The sequence below is a fragment of the Frigoribacterium sp. NBH87 genome, from assembly GCF_014217665.1.
GTDB lineage: Bacteria > Actinomycetota > Actinomycetes > Actinomycetales > Microbacteriaceae > Frigoribacterium > Frigoribacterium endophyticum.
In genome coordinates, this window is record NZ_CP043650.1 from 290335 (window position 1) to 309928 (window position 19594).

General features: G+C 73.2%; 17 protein-coding genes. 8 read left to right on the forward strand and 9 right to left on the reverse strand.

Translation table 11 applies throughout. The features are described from left to right. Window positions 1–1173: a septation protein SepH gene (sepH, locus tag F1C15_RS01360; protein ID WP_185232571.1), complete on the reverse strand. Its 1173-nt coding sequence runs from the start codon at window positions 1171–1173 to the stop codon at window positions 1–3. A gap of 197 nt (window positions 1174–1370) precedes the next feature. Here sepH and F1C15_RS01365 point away from each other — a divergent pair, with 197 nt between their 5' ends. Further along, the gene (locus tag F1C15_RS01365) at window positions 1371–1661 is read left to right on the forward strand and encodes a DUF4193 domain-containing protein (protein WP_056055877.1); all 291 of its coding nucleotides are present in this window, start codon (window positions 1371–1373) and stop codon (window positions 1659–1661) included. Here F1C15_RS01365 and F1C15_RS01370 read toward each other — a convergent pair. After that, window positions 1636–2091 carry a DUF3093 domain-containing protein gene (locus F1C15_RS01370; RefSeq protein ID WP_056054551.1) on the reverse strand — a complete coding sequence of 152 codons (456 nt, stop codon included), beginning with the start codon at window positions 2089–2091 and terminating at the stop codon, window positions 1636–1638. The genes F1C15_RS01365 and F1C15_RS01370 overlap by 26 nt on opposite strands. Window positions 2092–2129: 38 nt before the next feature. On the opposite strand from F1C15_RS01370, the gene dut reads away from it, so the two are divergent. From dut to dxs, 5 genes are all read left to right on the forward strand, one after another. Continuing rightward, window positions 2130–2630, forward strand: coding sequence for a dUTP diphosphatase (gene dut / locus F1C15_RS01375; RefSeq protein WP_056054554.1), 501 nt, complete (start codon window positions 2130–2132; stop codon window positions 2628–2630). After that, a complete protein-coding gene (locus F1C15_RS01380; RefSeq protein WP_082514344.1) occupies window positions 2627–3346 on the forward strand; it encodes a DUF3710 domain-containing protein in 720 nt (239 codons plus the stop codon). Before dut ends, F1C15_RS01380 begins: the two co-directional genes overlap by 4 nt. Window positions 3347–3359: 13 nt before the next feature. Further along, entirely contained in the window at window positions 3360–4169 is an 810-nt protein-coding gene (locus F1C15_RS01385) for a DUF3159 domain-containing protein (protein WP_185232573.1), read from the forward strand. Between the two features lie 156 nt (window positions 4170–4325). After that, window positions 4326–7157, forward strand: coding sequence for an aconitate hydratase AcnA (acnA, locus tag F1C15_RS01390; protein ID WP_185232575.1), 2832 nt, complete (start codon window positions 4326–4328; stop codon window positions 7155–7157). A 118-nt stretch (window positions 7158–7275) separates the two neighbouring features. Then, a complete protein-coding gene (gene dxs / locus F1C15_RS01395; protein ID WP_185232577.1) occupies window positions 7276–9216 on the forward strand; it encodes a 1-deoxy-D-xylulose-5-phosphate synthase in 1941 nt (646 codons plus the stop codon). A gap of 132 nt (window positions 9217–9348) precedes the next feature. Here the strand turns inward: dxs and F1C15_RS01400 are convergent, their stop codons facing one another. The 4 genes from F1C15_RS01400 to F1C15_RS01415 all read right to left on the reverse strand — a co-directional run bounded on the left by F1C15_RS01400 (window position 9349) and on the right by F1C15_RS01415 (window position 14718). After that, window positions 9349–11496 carry a 3-hydroxyacyl-CoA dehydrogenase NAD-binding domain-containing protein gene (locus F1C15_RS01400; protein ID WP_185232579.1) on the reverse strand — a complete coding sequence of 716 codons (2148 nt, stop codon included), beginning with the start codon at window positions 11494–11496 and terminating at the stop codon, window positions 9349–9351. Further along, window positions 11493–12698, reverse strand: a complete 1206-nt coding sequence (locus F1C15_RS01405) for a thiolase family protein (protein WP_056054573.1) — start codon at window positions 12696–12698, stop codon at window positions 11493–11495. Before F1C15_RS01405 ends, F1C15_RS01400 begins: the two co-directional genes overlap by 4 nt. Window positions 12699–12770: 72 nt before the next feature. After that, complete coding sequence (locus F1C15_RS01410; protein WP_185232581.1) at window positions 12771–14072, reverse strand: HRDC domain-containing protein; 1302 nt, start codon at window positions 14070–14072, stop codon at window positions 12771–12773. A 49-nt stretch (window positions 14073–14121) separates the two neighbouring features. Then, window positions 14122–14718 (reverse strand): DUF3000 domain-containing protein, encoded by a 597-nt coding sequence (locus F1C15_RS01415; protein WP_167259123.1) that lies wholly within the window; start codon window positions 14716–14718, stop codon window positions 14122–14124. 80 nt (window positions 14719–14798) lie between these two features. On the opposite strand from F1C15_RS01415, the gene F1C15_RS01420 reads away from it, so the two are divergent. Further along, on the forward strand, window positions 14799–16046 hold the full coding sequence (locus F1C15_RS01420; RefSeq protein ID WP_255465400.1) for a S9 family peptidase: 1248 nt from the start codon (window positions 14799–14801) through the stop codon (window positions 16044–16046). Here the strand turns inward: F1C15_RS01420 and F1C15_RS01425 are convergent. Genes F1C15_RS01425 through F1C15_RS01435 form a run of 3 tightly spaced genes read right to left on the reverse strand, consistent with a single transcriptional unit; the run spans window position 15967 to window position 18130 of the window. Next, window positions 15967–16737 carry a dihydrofolate reductase family protein gene (locus F1C15_RS01425; RefSeq protein WP_185232583.1) on the reverse strand — a complete coding sequence of 257 codons (771 nt, stop codon included), beginning with the start codon at window positions 16735–16737 and terminating at the stop codon, window positions 15967–15969. The genes F1C15_RS01420 and F1C15_RS01425 overlap by 80 nt on opposite strands. Further along, window positions 16734–17225: a SufE family protein gene (locus F1C15_RS01430; protein ID WP_255465402.1), complete on the reverse strand. Its 492-nt coding sequence runs from the start codon at window positions 17223–17225 to the stop codon at window positions 16734–16736. The genes F1C15_RS01425 and F1C15_RS01430 overlap by 4 nt, the downstream gene beginning before the upstream one ends. 5 nt (window positions 17226–17230) lie before the next feature. After that, window positions 17231–18130, reverse strand: coding sequence for a sulfurtransferase (locus F1C15_RS01435; RefSeq protein ID WP_056054586.1), 900 nt, complete (start codon window positions 18128–18130; stop codon window positions 17231–17233). A gap of 265 nt (window positions 18131–18395) precedes the next feature. On the opposite strand from F1C15_RS01435, the gene zapE reads away from it, so the two are divergent. Further along, window positions 18396–19415 (forward strand): cell division protein ZapE, encoded by a 1020-nt coding sequence (gene zapE / locus F1C15_RS01440; protein WP_056054588.1) that lies wholly within the window; start codon window positions 18396–18398, stop codon window positions 19413–19415. Window positions 19416–19594: the final 179 nt, after the last annotated feature.

Sequence of the window (19594 nt, forward strand, 5' to 3'; positions counted from 1 at the left end):
TCAGGCGGGGCCCTCGTCGTCCGTCCGGGCACCGAACACGATCTCGTCCCAGCTCGGCATCGACGCGCGCCCCCTGCCCTTCTTCGGCGGGGTGGTCGTGGCGGAGGTCGGGATCGGGTCGCGACCGCGGCCTCGACGGGCCGAGCCGATGGACCGGGGCTCGGCCGGGGCGGGGGCCGGCGGGTCGACCTTCTCGGTCTCGTCGTCCCGGGGGGCGGGAGGGGCGCCCTCGGGCAGGCCGAAGTCGGTCAGGGGGACGTCGATGACCCGCATCGACCCCGTGGACGGGTGCGCCGAGCGCTCGTCGTCCGTGAAGCGGGCGGCCTCGCGCTCGCCCCGACGGCGGCGCAGGGCCTCGAGCAGGTCGGCCGTCTGGGCCTGCGACGACGGGGAGGTCGGGGCGGAGTCGCGGTTCGTGGCGGCCAGGGAGGCGGCGGACCGCGGGTCGACGCGGGGGCGCTCGGCGGCCGGGGACTCGACGACGGTGTCGTCGACGACGTCGGAGCGGTCGGGGGCGATCTCGAAGGCGCCGGTGTCGAAGCGGCCGCCGGCGTCCGAGTCGGCGTCGGACGAGTGGCCCACCGCGCGGAGGCGCGGGACGAGGGGGCCCGGGTCGGCGGAGTGGCGGGACAGCACGTGGGCGTCGCCCGAGTGGGGCGCCAGGGCGGTGCGCTTGGGGTCGAAGCGCCAGACGGCGTCGCGGGCGACCTCCTGGGTGACGTAGGAGACCCGCACGACCCAGCCGTGCTCGCCGTCCTTGTAGCTCGTCCACTCGCGGTCGGTCGCGTCGGCGGCGTCGAGGCGGGACTCGATGACCGCGCCGAAGGTGCCGGAGCCCGTGGAGGGAGCCACCTCGGTGGCGACGGAGACGGCCACGCGGAGGGCCGTCTCGAGGACGAAGGCGCGCTCCGCGAGGACGGGGCCCTCGAAGCGGTGGACGAACTCGACGTCGGCGCCGGTGAGCGCGGCGACCTCGGCCGACGAGAGCCCGGAGCGCACGAGCGACTGGATCTCGCGCGGCGGGGCTTTGCGCGTCGTGGCGGGCGTCTCGCCGCTCGCCGTGCGCAGCTGCGCGCGCAGCGAGTGCGTGACGGGGAGGCGGTACTCGACACCGGCGTCGGTGGTCAGGAGGAGCGCTCCGTCCTCGACTCCGTTGACCCTCAGATCCTGCATGTGGCACGCCTTTCGCCGTCGTGTTCCCGGGAGAAGAATCGCACGTCAGAGGCCGTCTGCCGGGAATGCGACGGGCGTGCCGCGGGTTCCACCGAGGCGGCCGAGAGGCCCCCCGCGGCGGGTTTGCTATTCGACAACGAGTGATGCAAACTGTGCCCGCCGAATCGGGCAACGATCAACACGAAGACTGGATGGGCATGGCCACCGACTACGACGCACCTCGCAAGAACGACGACGACTCGGAGTCGATCGAGGGCCTCAAGGAGCGCACCCCTGACAAGACGACCGGCGTCATCGACGACGACGCCGACAACCCCGGCTCGTTCGAGCTGGCCGGGCAGGACCTCTCCGACCTCGACCTCGACGTCGTCGTCCTCCCTCCCCAGGTCGACGAGTTCACCTGCGTGGAGTGCTTCCTCGTGAAGCACCGCTCGCAGCTCGACCACGAGACCAAGCTGGGCGCTATCTGCCGGGAGTGCGCCGCCTGAGCTCCTCCACCCGGCGCACGACCTCGTCAGGTCGTCGCGTCGACACCAACCAGTAAGGAGCGGGGTCGGACTCGTCGGTCAGCGTGATCTTCACGACCGGCCCCACCCAGCCCCGGAATAGGGTCCAGGCTCGCGCGTCGAGCCCGGGCCCTCTCTGCGTGGTGGCGGCGGAGCCCGTGAACCCCGTCACCTCGCCGATCTCGTCGGGGTGCAGCCGGGCCCGGCCGGCGTGGAACCCCTCGTCGTCCACACGGACGACCGGCGAGCTGACCACGAGCGCCACGACCGCGGCCGCGTAGAACAGCACGGCCACCACGACGCCCACGACGGGGTCGATGGGCAGGAAGACCAGCAGGGTCGCGGGCACCAGGAGCGCCGAGGCGAGGAAGACGGTGAGCGGCGGCAGCAGCCGTTCGCGGTAGGGGTTCATGGGTCCATTCGACCAGACTTCTGCAGTACCCTCGACACGTGACCCAGAGCCTCGACGTCCCCCTCACGGCCCGGAGGTCGCCCGCCGACCCGTCCACGGGCACGGCCGCCGTCGACCACACGCCGCGGTACGCCCACCCGGGCGACGCCGGCGCAGACCTCCTCGCGAGCGAGTCCGTCGTGCTCCTGCCCGGCCGTCGTGCCCTGGTCGGCACGGGGGTCTCGATCGCGCTGCCCGAGGGCCACGCGGCCTTCGTCATGCCCCGCAGCGGGCTCGCGGCCAAGCACGGCGTGACCGTCGTCAACAGCCCGGGCACCGTCGACGCGGGCTACCGTGGTGAGATCAAGGTCGCGTTGTTGAACACCGACCTCGAGGCCGAGCACCACGTCGCCGTCGGCGACAAGATCGCCCAGCTCGTCGTCATGCCCGTCGTCCGGGCCGAGTTCCTCCCCGTCGACGCCCTCCCCGAGAGCGTCCGCGGCGAGGGGGGCTTCGGCTCCACGGGCTACGCACACACCACCGGAGGCACCGCATCATGAGGAAGTCGAAGCGCGAAGCGCAGCAGCTGGCCACGACCGAGGTCGAGGTCGAGACCGCTGACCTCGACGACGTCGAGGTCAGCATCGAGTCCCTGGAGGACGCGGAGGTCGAGGTCTTCGACGACTCCAAGTCCGCTCCTGCCGACCGTGCCGACACGGGCCCGCTCGACGAGACCGAGGCCAGCCCCGTCCGCCCGTACGTCGACCTGGGCGGCGTGAAGATCCTGCCGCGCGACGGCCTGCACCTTCGCCTCGAGGTCGAGGAGGGCAGCAAGCGCGTCGTCGCCGTCGGGCTCGACTTCGCGAAGTCCACGCTCCAGGTGCAGCCGTTCGCCGCCCCCCGCAGCACGGGCCTGTGGAACGAGATCCGCGAGCAGATCACCGAGCAGATCCAGCGACAGGGCGGCACCACGGCCGAGGTCGACGGCCCGTTCGGCCCCGAGGTCAGGGCCGAGATCCCCGTGATGGGCGGCGACGCCAGCACGACCCGCCGAGCCCGCTTCATCGGCGTCGACGGCCCCCGCTGGTTCCTCCGCGGCGTCATCGCCGGCGAGGCGGCGGTCGACCCGGAGGCCGCGGAGAAGATCGAGGAGCTCTTCCGGAGCGTCGTCGTCGTCCGCGGCAGCACCCCGATGGCCCCGCGTGACCTCATCCCGCTGACCATGCCGAAGGCCGGCCCGACCGACGCCCCCAGCACGACGCCCTCGCGCGTCTGACGCGACCGAGCCCGTGAGCACGCCCGGCCTCGGCGACGCCGACGACCTCCGCGCGACCGGCACGCCCGTCGGCGACGGCGAGGCGTCGCCTCTCGACGACCCTCGCGTCTCGCTCTCGGCCCAGCTCCTCTCGGCGGCGCAGCGTGCCGGCATCGGGCAGGTCGCGCCCGGCGAGGTGCCCACGGCGTCGGCGCTCCTCTCGGCGATCGGCGGCGTCCGCGGCCTCGTCGAGTCGATCGTCCCCGGCCTGGGCTTCGTCGTCGTCTACGCCGTGACGCGCGACGTGCTCCCGTCGGTGCTGATCCCGGTCGTCGTGGCCTTGGCCTTCGTCGTCGCCCGCGCCGTGCAGCGGGGCCCCGTGGCCCAGGCCCTGGCCGGCGTCCTGGGCATCGCGATCTCCGCCGCGATCGCCCTGCTCAGCGGTCGCGCCGAGGGAAACTTCGTGCCCGGGCTCGTCATCAACGCCGTGTCGCTGCTCGCCCTCCTCGCGAGCGTCGTGGTCCGCTGGCCGCTGATCGGCGTCGTCGTCGGCCTCCTGACCAACGAGGGCTCCGCCTGGCGCGGCGACCGCGCCAAGCGTCGCGTCCTCACCCTCGCGACCGTCCTGTGGGCGGGGCTCTTCGCCGCCCGGCTGGCGGTCCAGCTCCCGCTCTTCTTCGCGGGCCAGATCACCGCCCTCGCGACCCTGAAGCTGATCATGGGCGTGCCCCTCTACGCGGGCCTGCTCTGGGTCACGTGGCTGCTCGTGCGGACGGTCTACCGCGGCCGAGCCGAGGCCGAGGTCGGCGACGCGGCCGCCGAGGGCGATCCGCAGCGCTCCTGACCGCTGTTCCGCGACTCCTGGTGGTACCGTTGTCTCGACATCGAGATACATCGACGGCCACGGCCGCTCGCGGTCGATCGACTTAGGCTGGCCTCGCTGGTGCGGCTCCGGGTCGGGCGACCATGATGAGGGCGTAGTCAGCAAGGGAGACGGCACGTGTCTGCAATCAACAGCTTCAGCTCGAAGGACAGCCTGACGGTCGGCGCGACCGAGTACGAGGTCTACCGCATCGACGCGGTCGACGGCTCGGCCAGGCTCCCGTTCAGCCTCAAGGTCCTCCTCGAGAACCTCCTCCGCACCGAGGACGGCGCCAACGTCACTCGCGATCAGATCACGGCCCTGGGGGAGTGGCAGCCCACGGCCGACCCCGACACCGAGATCCAGTTCACCCCGGCGCGCGTCGTCATGCAGGACTTCACGGGCGTGCCGTGCATCGTCGACCTCGCCACCATGCGCGAGGCCGTGTCGGCCCTCGGCGGCGACCCGACGAAGATCAACCCCCTCGCCCCCGCCGAGCTGGTCATCGACCACTCGGTCATCGCCGACCTCTTCGGCAGCGAGAACGCGCTCGAGCGCAACGTCGAGATCGAGTACGAGCGCAACGGCGAGCGGTACCAGTTCCTCCGCTGGGGCCAGACGGCCTTCCAGGACTTCAAGGTGGTGCCGCCCGGCACGGGCATCGTCCACCAGGTCAACATCGAGTACCTGGCCCGGGTCACGTACAGCCGCGACGTCGCGGTCGAGGGCGGCGGCACGGTCCTGCAGGCCTACCCCGACACCCTCGTCGGCACCGACTCGCACACCACCATGGTCAACGGCCTCGGCGTGCTGGGCTGGGGCGTCGGCGGCATCGAGGCGGAGGCCGCGATGCTCGGCCAGCCCGTGTCGATGCTGATCCCCAAGGTCGTCGGCTTCAAGCTCCGCGGCTCGATCCCCACCGGGGTCACCGCCACCGACGTCGTCCTGACGATCACGCAGCAGCTCCGGGCCCACGGCGTCGTCGGCAAGTTCGTCGAGTTCTACGGCGAGGGCGTCGCCGAGGTCCCCCTCGCGAACCGCGCCACGATCGGCAACATGAGCCCCGAGTTCGGCTCGACCGCCGCGATCTTCCCGATCGACGACGTGACCCTCGACTACCTCCGCCTCACCGGGCGCTCCGACGAGCAGATCGAGCTCGTCGAGAAGTACTCCAAGCTCCAGGGCCTCTGGCACGACCCGTCGGTCGAGCCGGTCTTCAGCGAGTACCTCGAGCTCGACCTGGCCACCGTCGTGCCCTCGATCGCCGGGCCGAAGCGCCCGCAGGACCGCATCGAGCTCACCGCGGCCAAGAGCCAGTTCGAGGTCGACCTCGAGAACTACGCGAAGACCGACCACTCGCACGTCGACGCCGCGGTCGAGGGCACCTTCCCGGCCTCCGACCCCATCGGCTTCACCGCCGAGGACGACGACGAGGCGCAGCCGCACAGCATCTCGCACACGTCGCACGCCCCGGCGAAGGTCTCGAAGCCGACGTCGGTCGAGCTGGGCGACGGCTCCACCTTCACCCTCGACCACGGCGCCGTCGCGATCGCGGCGATCACCTCGTGCACCAACACCTCGAACCCGTCGGTGATGCTCGCCGCGGGCCTGCTGGCCCGCAACGCCAGCCAGAAGGGCCTCAAGGCCAAGCCGTGGGTCAAGACCACCCTCGCGCCCGGCTCGAAGGTCGTCACCGACTACTACGAGAAGGCCGGCCTCACGACCTACCTCGAAGACCTCGGCTTCTACACCGTGGGCTACGGCTGCACGACCTGCATCGGCAACTCGGGCCCGCTCCTCGACGAGATCTCGTCGGCCGTGCAGGAGAACGACCTCGCCGTCACGGCGGTCCTCTCGGGCAACCGGAACTTCGAGGGCCGCATCAACCCCGACGTCAAGATGAACTACCTGGCGAGCCCCCCGCTCGTCATCGCCTACGCGCTGGCCGGCTCGATGAACTTCGACTTCGAGTCCGACCCCCTGGGCACGACGCCGGAGGGCGACGACGTCTACCTCCGCGACATCTGGCCCGACGCGGCCGAGGTCCAGTCGACCATCGACTCGTCGATCGACACGGGCATGTTCACCCACGAGTACGCGGGCGTCTTCGACGGCGACGAGCGCTGGAGGTCGCTGCCGACGCCCACCGGCGCCACCTTCGAGTGGGACTCCGAGTCGACGTACGTGCGGAAGCCCCCGTACTTCGAGGGCATGACCCTCGAGACGACGCCGGTCCGCGACATCAGCGGGGCACGGGTGCTCGCGAAGCTCGGCGACTCGGTCACCACCGACCACATCAGCCCGGCGGGCTCGATCAAGGTCGACAGCCCCGCGGGCCGGTACCTCGACGAGCACGGCGTCGACCGCAAGGACTTCAACTCCTACGGGTCGCGACGCGGCAACCACGAGGTCATGATCCGCGGCACGTTCGCGAACATCCGCCTGCGCAACCAGCTCCTCGACGGGGTCGAGGGCGGCTACACCCGCGACTTCACGCAGCCCGACGCGCCGCAGTCGTTCATCTACGACGCGAGCGCGCGCTACCAGGAGCAGGGCACGCCCCTGGTCATCCTGGGCGGCAAGGAGTACGGCTCCGGCTCGTCCCGCGACTGGGCGGCCAAGGGCACGAGCCTGCTCGGCGTCGCGGCGGTCATCACGGAGAGCTTCGAGCGGATCCACCGCTCGAACCTGATCGGCATGGGCGTCGTGCCGCTGCAGTTCCCCGCGGGCGAGAGCTGGGAGTCGCTCGGGCTCGACGGCACCGAGTCGATCAGCATCTCCGGCCTCGAGCAGCTGAACGAGGGCGTGACGCCGAAGACGGTCCGTGTCGTCGCCGAGCCGACCGAGCACTCCGCCGCCGGCGCTCAGACGATCGAGTTCGACGCCGTCGTTCGGATCGACACCCCCGGTGAGGCCGACTACTACCGCAACGGCGGCATCCTGCAGTACGTGCTGCGCAGCCTGGTCTAGCCCGCACGAGGAGCCCCCACCCGCGTCGCCGACGCCCGGTGGGGGCTTCCGGCGTTCTCGCCGGGTCGACGCATAAACTGAGCCCGGCTGCCTCCGGGTAGGCGGAAAGGAAGCCGGCATGAGCATTCTCGAGACGATCAGCGGTCCGCGTGACCTCCTCGCGTTGACCGACCAGCAGATGGTCGACCTCGCGACGGAGATCCGGGCGTTCCTCGTGGCGGAGGTCAGCAAGACCGGCGGCCACCTCGGGCCGAACCTCGGGGTCGTCGAGCTGACGTTGGCCATGCACCGCGTGTTCCGCTCGCCGCACGACGCGTTCGTCTTCGACACGGGCCACCAGTCGTACGTGCACAAGCTCGTGACGGGCCGACAGGACTTCAGCGGTCTCCGCCTCCGGGGCGGACTCGCGGGCTACCCGCAGCGCAGCGAGTCGGAGCACGACATCGTCGAGAGCTCGCACGCCTCCAGCAGCCTCTCGTGGGCCGACGGCATCTCGCGCGGCTTCGGCCTCACCGGCCAGTCCGACCGCCACGTCGTCGCCGTCGTCGGCGACGGCGCGCTGACCGGCGGCATGACGTGGGAGGCGCTGAACAACATCAGCGACGACAACGACCGCCGCCTGATCATCGTCGTGAACGACAACGGTCGGTCGTACGCCCCCACCATCGGCGGCATGGCGCGCTTCCTCAACACGGTGCGCACGCGGAGCACCTACCGCGAGATGCACATGGGCAGCGAGGCCATGTTCGACCGGCTCGGCCACCCGGGTCGCGCGTTCTACCGCGGCGTGCGGGGCGGGCTGCACGGCTTCCTCAGCCGCTTCACCAACAACGAGGCGCTCTACTCGAACCTCGACATCAAGTACATCGGCCCCGTCGACGGCCACGACCAGGTCGCGATGGAGGAGGCCCTCCACCAGGCCAAGAACTACGGGGCGCCGGTCATCGTCCACGCCATCACGGAGAAGGGGCGCGGCTACGACCCCGCCCGCGCCGACGTGGCCGACCAGTTCCACGCGGTCGGCCAGATCGACCCCGAGACCGGCGAGCCGCTCGAGACGACCGCCGCGCCCTCGTACACGAGCGTCTTCGCGGACGAGATGGTCGCCGTCGCCGCCGAGGACGAGACCGTCGTCGGCATCACCGCCGCGATGCTGCGGCCGGTCGGGCTGCACAAGATGGCCGAGCGGTTCCCCGAGCGGGTGCTCGACGTCGGCATCGCCGAGCAGCACGCGGTCACCTCCGCCGCGGGGCTGGCCTACGCCGGGCTCCACCCGGTCGTCGCCCTGTACGCCACCTTCGTCAACCGCGCCTTCGACCAGGTCCTGATGGACGTCGGCCTGCACCGGGCGGGCGTGACCTTCGTGCTCGACCGGGCGGGCGTCACCGGGCCGGACGGCCCGAGCCACCACGGCATCTGGGACTTGGCGCTGCTCCAGATCGTCCCGCACATCCGGCTCGCCGCGCCCCGCGACGCCACGCGCCTCCGGGAGGAGCTCCGCGAGGCCGTCGCCGTCACCGACGCCCCGACGGTCGTGCGCTTCTCGAAGGGCACGGTCGGCACCGAGCACGAGGCCGAGCGCCGGCTCGACGACGGCGTCGACGTCCTCTCGAGCGACGAGCGCCGCGACGTGCTGCTCGTCTGCGTGGGGCCGATGGCCTCCGTGGGGCTCGAGGTGGCCGAGCGCCTCGCCGCACAGGGCATCGGCGCCACCGTGGTCGACCCGCGCTGGGTCGTGCCCGTGGCCCGGTCGATCGTCGACCTCGCCGCCGACCACCGCCTCGTCGTCACGATCGAGGACGGCGTCCGGGTGGGGGGCATCGGCACCCGGGTCCGACAAGACCTCCGACAGGCGGGCGTCGACACGGCCGTGACCGAGCTGGGCCTGCCCGACGAGTTCCTCGAGCACGGCTCACGGGCCGAGATCCTCGAGGAGGCGGGCCTCACCCCCCAGCACATCGCGCGGGACGTCGTGGCGCAGGTCCTCGGGAGCAAGATCCCCGTGGCCCGCCCGCTCGACGACGCCGACGAGCGTCGGGTGGACGCCCAGCACGACTGACCGACACCGGCGTCCGCGCCGGCTCGGCTCTCCTTGGCGCCCGTCCGGCCTCGGCGGGCCGCGCCGACAGCGTCGGAGGGCCCGCCACGACCGTCGTCGTGGCGGGCCCTCCGATCGCCGTGCCCCGTGGCGTCAGGCGTCGACGTGCTCCGGCCCGACGATCATCGGGTCGTGGAATGTCGTGCCACGCACGCGGCGGGTCGCCCCCACACGGTCGAGGTACGGCGTCACCCCGCCCATCTGGAACGGGTACCCGGCGCCCAGGATGAGGCAGAGGTCGATGTCCTCCGCCGCCGACACCACGCCGTCGTCGAGCATCCGGCCCACCTCGTCGGCGAGGCCGTCCTCGATCCGGCGACGCAGCTCCTCGTCCGTCATCGCGGTGCCGGGCCCCGCGGCGAGGGCGACCGCCTTCTTGTCGAAGCCCTTGCGGCGGCCCTTGGAGTCCCGCTCGAAGATCGTTCCGTGCTCGGCGAGGCGGTGCAGGCCGTCGCTGGCGAAGAAGCGGTCGGGGAAGGCCGCGTGGTGCGTGTCGAGCACGTGGGCGCCGACCGTGAGGCCGACGAGCTCCAGGAGCTCGAACGGGGTCATCGGGAGGCCGAACGGGGCCGTCGCGCGGTCGACGACCTCGAACGGGGTGCCCGTCTCCACCGCGTGCATGGCCTCACCGAGCAGCTTCGCCAGGATCCGGTTCACCACGAACCCGGGGGTGTCGGCCGTGATGACCGCGTTCTTCCGGAGGGCGGCCGCCGTCACCATGGCGGTGCTGAGGGTGGCCTCGTCGGTGGCGGGCGTGCGCACCACCTCGACCAGGGGCATCACGGCCACCGGGTTGAAGAAGTGGAAGCCGACCAGCCGCTCGGGGTGGCGGAGGCGGGCCCCGATCGCCTCCACGCTGAGCGACGAGGTGTTCGTGGCGAGCACGGCGCCCTCCGCGACCACCGCCTCCACCCGCTCGAAGACGTCCTGCTTCACGCCGAGCTCCTCGAAGACGGCCTCGATCACCCAGTCGCAGTCGGCGAAGTCGGAGAGGTCGGTCGTGCCGGTCACGAGCGCGGAGAGCCGGTTCGACTCGTCGCCCGAGATGCGGCCCTTCGCCGCGAGCTCGACGATCTCGCCGCGGATCCGCTCGACGCCGGCGTCGACCCGGGCCTGGTCGAGGTCGGTGATGACGACGGGCACCTGGAGACGACGGACGAAGAGCAGGGCGAACTGGCTGGCCATCAGGCCCGCGCCGACGACGCCGACCTTGGTCACGGGCTTCGCCAGGTCGCGCGGGGGAGCGCCGGCCGGCTTCTTGGCCCGCTTCTGGACGAGGTCGAACGAGTACATGCTCGCGGCGAACTGGTCGCCCGCGACGAGCCCGGCGAGGGCCTCGTCCTCCGCGGCGAAGCCCGTGGCCCGGTCGGTCGACCGGGCGGCCTTCAGCAGCTCCAGGGCCGCGTAGGGCGAGCGCGCCACCGTGCCGATCTTGCCCTCGAGCGACTTCCGGGCGATCGAGACGGCGGCGTCCCACTTCACCGCACGCTCCAGGCGTCCGGGCACGTGGGGGCGGGCGACCTTCGTCGTGCCGGCCACGACGCCGTCCGCCCAGCGGATCGAGTCCTCGAGGAAGGCCGCCGGGCCGAACGCCACGTCGACGATGCCGAGCTCCAGGGCCTGCGCCGGCTTCAGCGTCCGGTTGTTCTTGAGCGGGTTCTCGATGACCACCCGGAGGGCGGCCTCGATGCCGATGAGGTTCGGCAGCAGCCACGCGCCTCCCCAGCCGGGGACGATGCCGAGGAAGACCTCGGGCAGCGCGAGGGCGGCGGCGGACGTGTCGACGGTGCGGTAGTCGGCGTGCAGGGCGATCTCGAGGCCGCCCCCGAGCGCGAGCCCGTTCACGAAGACGAAGGTCGGCACGCCGGCGTCGTGCAGCTTGCCGAGGGTGGAGTGGCCGAGTCGAGCGAGCTCGCGGGCGACCTCGCGGCTGGGGATCTGGCTGACCTTGCTGAGGTCGGCCCCGGCGGCGAGGAAGTAGGGCTTGCCCGTGACGGCGATCGCGGCGACCTCGCCGCGCGACGCACGCGCCCGGAGCTCGTCGAGCGTCGCGCCGAACTCGAGCAGCGTCGCCGGCCCGAGGGTGCTCGGCCGGGTGTGGTCCCGGCCGTTGTCGAGGGTCACGAGCGCGAGGACCCCGCCGGAGGGGAGGGGCACGTCGCGGACGTGGCTGTGGGTCACGACCTCGTCGTGGCTGAGCTCGGTGAGGGCCTCGAGGGGGGCGTTCGTGGTCGTGCTCATGCTCGTGCGGCCTTCCGGTCGAAGTGCGGGTTCTCCCAGATGACGCTGCCGCCCTGGCCGAGGCCGACGCACATCGCGGTGAGGCCGTAGCGGACCTCCGGGTGCTGCTCGAACTGGCGGGCGAGCTGGATCATCAGCCGCACGCCGGACGAGGCGAGCGGGTGGCCGACGGCGATGGCGCCTCCCCACGGGTTGACCCGCGGGTCGTCGTCGTCGACGCCGAAGTGGTCGAGCAGCGACAGCACCTGTACGGCGAACGCCTCGTTCAGCTCGAAGAGCCCGATGTCGTCGATCGTGAGCCCCGCCTTGCGGAGCGCCTTCTCGGTGGAGGGCACGGGGCCGATGCCCATGATCTCCGGCTCGACCCCGGCGTAGGCGAAGCTGACGAGACGCATCTTCGGGGCGAGGCCGTACTCGCGCGCGGCGTCCGTCGAGGCGAGCAGGCTGACGGTCGCGCCGTCGTTCAGCCCCGACGAGTTGCCCGCGGTGACCCGCCCGTGGGGGCGGAAGGGCGTCCGCAGGCCGGCCAGCGCCTCCATCGTGGTCTCCGGGCGCGGTGCCTCGTCCCGGGTCACGAGGCCCCAGCCCTCGGCCGACGGCACGGCGACCGGCACGAGGTCGGGCTGGATGTGCCCGGCGTCGTAGGCGGCCGCGAGCTTCTGCTGCGACCGCATCGCGAAGCGGTCGGAGCGCTCCTTCGTCAGCTGCGGGAAGCGGTCGTGGATGCGCTCCGCCGTCGACCCCATGTTGAGGGCGTCGCCGCTGACGAGCTTCTCGGTGAGGAACCTCGGGTTGGGGTCGGCGGCGAAGCCCATCGGGTGGCGGCCCATGTGCTCGACGCCCCCGGCGACGGCGACGTCGTAGGCGCCGAAGGCGATGCCGCCCGCGAGGGTCGTCACGCTCGTCATCGCGCCGGCGCACATCCGGTCGATCGCGAAGCCGGGCACCGACCGGGGGAGGCCCGCGAGGAGCGCCGTCGTGCGCCCCAGGGTCAGCCCCTGGTCGCCCTGCTGCGTGGTCGCCGCGACCGCGACGTCGTCGACGCGGTCGAGGGGGAGGGAGGGGTTCCGCTCCAGCAGCCCCTTCATGGCCTTGACCACGAGGTCGTCCGCCCGGGTGCCCCAGTAGACGCCCTTCTCCCCTGCCCGGCCGAACGGGGTGCGGACCCCGTCGACGAAGACGACTTCTGTTCTCTCGGCCACGTTGCCTCCAGTGCTCGGAACTGGTCCGATCCTAGGGAGGCGGCGGGGGCGGGCAGAATCCTTCGCGGATTGCTACGAAGGCTCGGCGGGCTGCGTCTCGGGCTCTTGGTGGGCGTCGACAAAGGCGTCGGCGAGGGGCCCGGCGACGGCCTCGACCTGCCAGGCGCGCGCCCCGAGCTCGGTGAGGGCCGCGGCGAGGGCCTCGGGCTCGAAGGGGATCGGCGGCTCCCAGCAGACCCGGCGGAGGAGCTCCGGCGTGAGGAGGTTCTCGACCGGCAGGTCGAGGCGCTCGGCGATCGCCGCCACGACGGGGCGGGCGTGCCGGTACCGGGCGTCCGCCATCGGCGACTTGTCGGCCCAGCTGCGCGGCGGGGGCAGCGTGTCGCCGGCCGGCCCGCGGTGCGAGGGCAGGTCGGCGGTCGCCTGGCCGCGCTCGACGGCGGCCCACCACCGGTCGAGCTCGCTCCGGCTCGCGCGGCCGACGAACTCGCGGAGGCCCGCCAGGGCGCGCTTGTCGGCCGGCAGCGCCTTCGCGGCGGCGACCAGGGAGGAGTCCGGCACGAGCCGGCCCGCGGCGGTGTCGACCTGCCGGGCGTAGTCGTCGCGCGCGGTCCAGAGTTCACGGGCGACGGCGAGGCCCCGCGACCCGCGCACGGTGTGCAGCCCGGTGAGGCGACGCCAGGGCTCGGCCTTGGCCGGCTTGACCTCGCGGGCGACCGTCGCCGCGAACTCCTGCCGGGCGATGTCGAGCTTGCCGTCACGCTCGAGCAGCTCGGCCATCGCGTCCCGGAGGTCGACGAGCAGCTCGACGTCGAGGGCCGCGTAGACCAGCCAGCTCTGGGGGAGGGGCCGGGTCGACCAGTCGGCCGCGGAGTGCTCCTTGGCGAGGTGGACGCCGAGGAGCTGCTCGACGACCGCCCCGAGGCCCACCTTCGGCAGCCCGGCGAGGCGGGCGCCGAGCTCGGTGTCGAACACGAGGTCGGGGTCGAGGCCGACCTCGCGCAGGCACGCCAGGTCTTGGCTGGCGGCGTGCAGCACCCACTCCTCGTGGCCGATGACTGCCTGGAGCTCGTCGAAGCGGCCGATGGCCGGCGGGTCGAAGAGGAAGACGCCCGAGCCGCGGCGGAACACCTGGATGAGGTACGCGCGCTGCGAGTAGCGGTAGCCGGAGGCGCGCTCCGCGTCGATCGAGATCGGCCCCGTCCCGGCGGCGATCGCCTCGACCGCGGCCAGGTAGCCGTCGCGGTCGTCGATGACGTCCACGTGCCCGTGGGCGGAGTCCGCCGTGGCGACGACGGGGGCCACGGTCACTCGGGGAGCGGCGGCGGCCTCGGGCGAGGGCGTCTCGCTCGGGTCGGGGGTGACGGTGTCCATGTCTCGGCGGTCCTGTTCTCGGCTCGGAGGTGTCGCGGTGGGCGACGGGTCAGTCGCGCCCGACGCGGCGCGACGCGAGGAGGGTGACGCCCTCGACGGTCGGCGGCAGGCCCGCGAGGGTGCAGATCAGTTCGCTCCAGGCCTCGAGGTGCGGTGCGAGGTCGGTGCTCGTCGGCGTCCAGGAGGCGCGCAGCTCGAGCTGCGCCCCCTCGCCCTGGTCGGCGAGGTCGCCGTAGCCGGTCGAGAGGACCTTCGTGGCGGTGCCGGAGGCGGAGTGGTGGGAGGCCCCGCCGGCGGCGAGGGAGTCGACGAGCCACGACCAGGCGACGTCGGCGACGAAGGGGTCGAGCGCGAGGTCGGCCTCGAGCGGCGCCTGGGCGAAGCAGACGACGCGGAAGACGCCGCCCCAGGCCTCCGGGGCCGACTCGTCGTACAGCAGGACGAAGCGGCCCGTGCCGAGGTCGGGGTCGGCGCGGCCCGAGGCGCCCACGACGTCGCCGGCGAGGGCGAGGGCGTGCGGCGCGAGGCCGCCCGGAGCGGGGATCTCGCTCACGGCGAGGTCGTCGCGGGCGACGGCTCGGCGCACGGACTCGACCGCTGCGGCGAACGCGGACGGGGTCGTCGGCGTCGAGGGGGTGTCGGACACCCCAGCAGACTAGGCTCCCAGCTGATCCCGAGGTGGGCGGCACGCCGCGTCCGCCCGCCGCCCCGTCGATCGGAGCTCCCGTGACCCGCCCCTCGACTCCGTCCCCCGACCTCGGCGCGCGTCGCGCCCGGGGCGTCGGCCTCGTGCTCTCGGCCTCCGTCGTCGCCACGGCCGTCGTCTCGGCGGCGGCCGTCGTCTCCGGCGCCCTGGTCATGGCCGACAAGGTCGTGACGCCGGCCCGGCGTCGCGCCGACGGCGTCCGGGTGCTCGGGCACGACCCGGCCGTCCCCTCGGTCACGCTCAGCTCCGACCCCGACACCCGCCTGCCCGGCCGCTACAGCTTCTGGTTCGACCACGGCCGGGGCCACGCCCGCGTCGGAGAGGTGCTGAGCGACGACGGCCATCGGGTGGTCCGGTCGGTCGAGGCCGTCGACGCGGGCGACCTCGCGTCGGCCCGGCGGGGGCGACTGGGGGGCTGGCTGTGGCGCACGCCGGCCGACGCCGGCCTCCCCGTCGTCGACGTCGAGGTCGGCACCCCGGTCGGGCCCGCCCCCGCCTGGCTCGTCCCCGCTCCCGGCGGCACCGACGGGCCGTGGCTGATCAGCGTTCACGGCCGGGGCGTCACGCGGGCCGAGACCATCCGCGCCGCGCCGGCCGCGCACCGCGCGGGCTGGACGTCGCTCCTCGTCTCGTACCGCAACGACGGGGAGGCGCCCCCGTCTCCCGACGGCCGCTACGCCCTCGGCGACCAGGAGTGGCGCGACGTGGAGGCCGCGATGGAGCACGCGGTCTCCTCCGGCGCGACCGCCCTCGTGCTCATGGGCTGGTCGATGGGCGGCGCGACCGTCCTGCAGGCCGTCACGCGCGCGAAGCACGGCGACCGCGTCGTGGGCGTGGCCCTCGAGTCGCCCGTCGTCGACTGGCGGACGACGCTGCGCTTCCAGGGGCGGGCCATGCACGTCCCGCGCCTCGTGCAGGAACTCGCGCTGCGCCTCCTGCAGTCGCCCGCGGCGGCGCGGCTCGGCCGCCGCGACGGGCCGATCGACCTCGACCGTCTCGACCTCGTGGCACGGGCCGACCAGCTCGACGTGCCGGTGCTCCTGCTGCACAGCGACGACGACGGGTTCGTCCCGTCGACCGCGTCGCACGCGCTGGCCGAGGCGCGGCCCGACCTCGTGCAGCTGGAGGTCTTCGCCGTGGCGCGCCACACGAAGATCTGGAACTACGACCCAGAGCGCTTCGAGCGGGTCATCGGCGAGTGGCTGGGCCGTCTGCCACGAGCCAGCGCGCGTACAGCGCGTCGTGGTCGTCCTTCAGCAGCTGCCTGAGCGAGAGGCGCGCGGGGTCGAACCTCTCGCGGCCGAAGACGGGCAGGCCGCTGCCGATCGCGACGGGGGAGGTGCTGAGGCAGAGCTCGTCGACGAGGCCGTCGCGGAGGAACTGCCCGGCCAGCGACGGCCCGCCCTCGCAGACGAGCGAGAGGAGGCGGTGGTCACGCAGCCGCCGGAGCACCGTCGCGGGGTCGAGACGCCCGTCCACGTCGTCGACCACCAGGACGGTCGCCGCCTCGGCGACCGCCGGCCCCAGGCTCGCGGCCACGGCGTCGGTCGCGCCGGCGGGGCACACGACGACGACGCGCTCGGCCTCCGCGGGGTCCATCCGGTGGCCCGACAGGTCGCCGGACGACGTGACGACGACGAGCCGGGAGGTCTTGGGCACCCGGTAGCCCTCGGCGCGGACGCTGGCGGCGCCGACCACCACGCCGTCCGCGAGGTCACGGACGACCGCGAGCACCGCCCGGTCGACCGCGTTGCTGAGGGTGTCGGAGGTGCCGTCCTCGCCGGCGGCGTCGCCGCTCACCGCCGCGATGAGGTTGAGGCGCAGCCAGGTCTCGGCCGGGGGAGCGTAGAGGCCCCGGAGGGTCTCGCGCCCCCCGTCGCCGTCGCCCTCCACCGGGACGAGGTCGCCCGCCGACGCGAGGGAGGCCGGGGCGGCGGTGTGCAGGACCCGGAGGCTCACGCGCCCGAGGCCCCCGGGGCGCCGGCGGTGTCGGCCTGCGCCGTCTTCTCGGCGATCTGGCGCTTGGCCCGCCCGAGGAGGGCGGTCATGCCCCGGACCCGCAGCGGGCTGACGGCCTCGACCAGGCCGATCGTCTGGGGGTAGTCGTCCGGCACGTCCCGGAGGACCTGCTGGGCGGTCAGGCCCGTGAGGCCCTGCGCCAGGATCGACGCGAAGCCGCGCGTCGTCGGCGCCTCACGGGGGGCCGTGGCGTGCATCGCGACGACGCCGTCGACGACCTCGACGAAGATGAAGACCGGCGACTGGCACTCCTCGACGCGCTCGAGCAGGTCGGGATGGCCCTCGTACTCGGCGGGCAGCGCCGGCAGCTCGTTCGAGAACTCGAGCAGCAGCTGGAGGCGGTCCCGCACCTCGAGGGCGAGGAACTCGTCGCGGATCTCGGCGAGCGAGGCGGGCAGGTCGCCCGCGCCGGCCGCGGTGTCGGCCACGGCCGTCATCGAGCCGGGACGGCGCCGGGCTCGGTGCCCTGCACGATCGGGACGCGCACGGCGCTGCCCCACTCGGTCCACGAGCCGTCGTAGTTCCGGACGTCCTCGAAGCCCATCAGGTGGTGCAGCACGAACCAGGTGTGGCTCGACCGCTCGCCGATGCGGCAGTAGGCCACGACGGAGTCCCCGTCGGCGAGGCCGGCGCCGTCGCGGTAGATCGCGTCGAGCTCCGCGCGCCCGCGGAAGCGGCCGTCGTCGGCCGCGGCCTTGCCCCACGGCACGTTCTGGGCGCTGGGGATGTGGCCGGCGCGCAGGGCGCCCTCCTCCGGGTAGGCGGGGGCGGTGGTGCGCTGGCCCGAGTACTCCTCGGGGGAGCGCACGTCGATGAGGGGCCGGCCGAGGTGGGCGAGCACGTCGTCCTTGTAGGCACGGATCACGGTGTCGTCGCGCTCGACCACGGGGTAGTCGGTCGGCTCCGGGCTCGGGGCCTGGGTGGTGTACTCACGGCCCTCCGCCTCCCACGCGGCGCGGCCGCCGTCGAGCAGGCGCACGTCCTCGTGGCCGAAGAGCGAGAACACCCAGAGGGCGTAGGCCGCCCACCAGTTGTTCTTGTCGCCGTAGACGACGATCGTCGAGTCGCGCGTGACGCCGCTGCGCGACATGAGCGCCGCGAAGGCCTCGCCGTCGACGTAGTCGCGCTGCACGGGGTCGTTGAGGTCGAGGTGCCAGTCGATCTTGACGGCGCCGGCGATGTGCCCGGTCTCGTAGAGCAGCACGTCCTCGTCGGACTCGACGACGACGAGCCCCGGCGTGCCGAGGTGCTCCTGCAGCCAGTCGGTGCTGACGAGGCGCTCGGGGTGCGCGAACTCCTGGAACTTCGGTGCTGCGTCGTGCTCGACGACCATGGGTGCCTCCTGCTGTGTCTCTCCGTCGCGGGGACGGAGCGCCGCCGGCGACGGCGGACGATCTCGGGTGCAGCGCGGCGGGCGCTGCGGTCGGGCGCCGGTGCCCGGTGGCTAGACTCGGGCCCGGGTCACCGTCGAGGCTACGCACACGGCGTGAGCGTCGTCCGGGCGCCCCTCAGACTCTGACACAGATCGCCCCGACGCACACCGCGGCCAGGCCCCCGACGTGCGTCGCCCCCTGGTCCCCTGCCTGCGAGGTCGCCCGATGTCACCCGATCCCCTCACCGCCCGCGTCGCGCTGACCGAGCGCGCCCCCACGATCACGGGCGCCGAGATCGTCGCCGAGCTCGTCCCGCCCCGGCAGTTCGACGGGGCGTCGCTCGAGAACTACGTGCCCGACGCGGCCTTCCCGTCGCAGGCGGAGGCGGTGGAGGCGGTGGCCGGCTTCGGCGGCGCCGCCGAGCGTCCCGCACGACGCGGCCTGTTCCGCCGACGCGCGGACTCTCCCGACGTGCTCCCCGGCCTCTACCTCGACGGCGGCTTCGGCGTCGGCAAGACCCACCTGCTCGCCGCCCTCTTCAACCGGACCACGGGGCGCCGCTACTTCGGGACGTTCATCGAGTACACGGCCCTGGTCGGCGCCGTCGGGTACGCGGGCGCCGCTCGCCAGCTGGAGGGCGCCTCCCTGGTCTGCATCGACGAGTTCGAGCTCGACGACCCGGGCGACACGATGATGATGACGCGGCTGCTCGGCGACCTCGCCGAGGGCGGGACGCGGATCGCCGCGACCTCGAACACGCCGCCGGCGGCCCTCGGCGAGGGCCGGTTCGCGGCGGCGGACTTCCTCCGCGAGATCCAGGGGCTCTCCGACCGCTTCCGCACCCTCCGCATCGACGGTGACGACTACCGCCGTCGGGAGGTCGAGGCGAAGGCCCACACGGTCGACGACCTGGACGCCGCGGTGGCCTCCCTGCCGGGCACGGTGTCGGTGGACGACTTCGCGGCCGTCGTCGCGCACCTCTCGTCGGTGCACCCGAGCCGGTACGTCAAGCTCATCGACGGCCTCGACGGGGTCGCCCTGCGCGACGTCCGGCCGTTCACGAGCCAGACGGACGCGCTCCGCTTCGTGGCCTTCGTCGACCGGCTGTACGACGCGCAGGTGCGCGTCGTCGCGTCCGGCGCACCGCTCGACACGGTGTTCAGCGACGAGATGCTGGCCGGCGGCTACCGGAAGAAGTACCTGCGGGCCACCTCGAGGCTCGTGGCGCTCACGTCGGCGCACTGACGTCGGGGGCGCGCGGCGACGTCGCCCCCTGGGCCCCGACCTCGGAGGCCTTCCCGAGGCGGGCGAAACACGTTGTTCACAGTCGCGCGATACGTGTTACATCCCCGAAACACGACGGCACACGACCCGAAACACCTCGTCGAGACACTGAGGGCGGCACCACCCGCATCGTCCCGCAC

Bases quoted from the DNA above. Each gene is read 5' to 3' on its own strand.
- zapE (WP_056054588.1), top strand. From the start codon at position 18,396: ATGTCACCCGATCCCCTCACCGCCCGCGTCGCGCTGACCGAGCGCGCC.
- F1C15_RS01365 (WP_056055877.1), top strand. From the start codon at position 1,371: ATGGCCACCGACTACGACGCACCTCGCAAGAACGACGACGACTCGGAG.
- F1C15_RS01370 (WP_056054551.1), bottom strand. From the start codon at position 2,091: ATGAACCCCTACCGCGAACGGCTGCTGCCGCCGCTCACCGTCTTCCTC.
- F1C15_RS01380 (WP_082514344.1), top strand. From the start codon at position 2,627: ATGAGGAAGTCGAAGCGCGAAGCGCAGCAGCTGGCCACGACCGAGGTC.
- sepH (WP_185232571.1), bottom strand. From the start codon at position 1,173: ATGCAGGATCTGAGGGTCAACGGAGTCGAGGACGGAGCGCTCCTCCTG.
- F1C15_RS01410 (WP_185232581.1), bottom strand. From the start codon at position 14,072: ATGGACACCGTCACCCCCGACCCGAGCGAGACGCCCTCGCCCGAGGCC.
- dxs (WP_185232577.1), top strand. From the start codon at position 7,276: ATGAGCATTCTCGAGACGATCAGCGGTCCGCGTGACCTCCTCGCGTTG.
- F1C15_RS01400 (WP_185232579.1), bottom strand. From the start codon at position 11,496: ATGAGCACGACCACGAACGCCCCCCTCGAGGCCCTCACCGAGCTCAGC.
- F1C15_RS01435 (WP_056054586.1), bottom strand. From the start codon at position 18,130: ATGGTCGTCGAGCACGACGCAGCACCGAAGTTCCAGGAGTTCGCGCAC.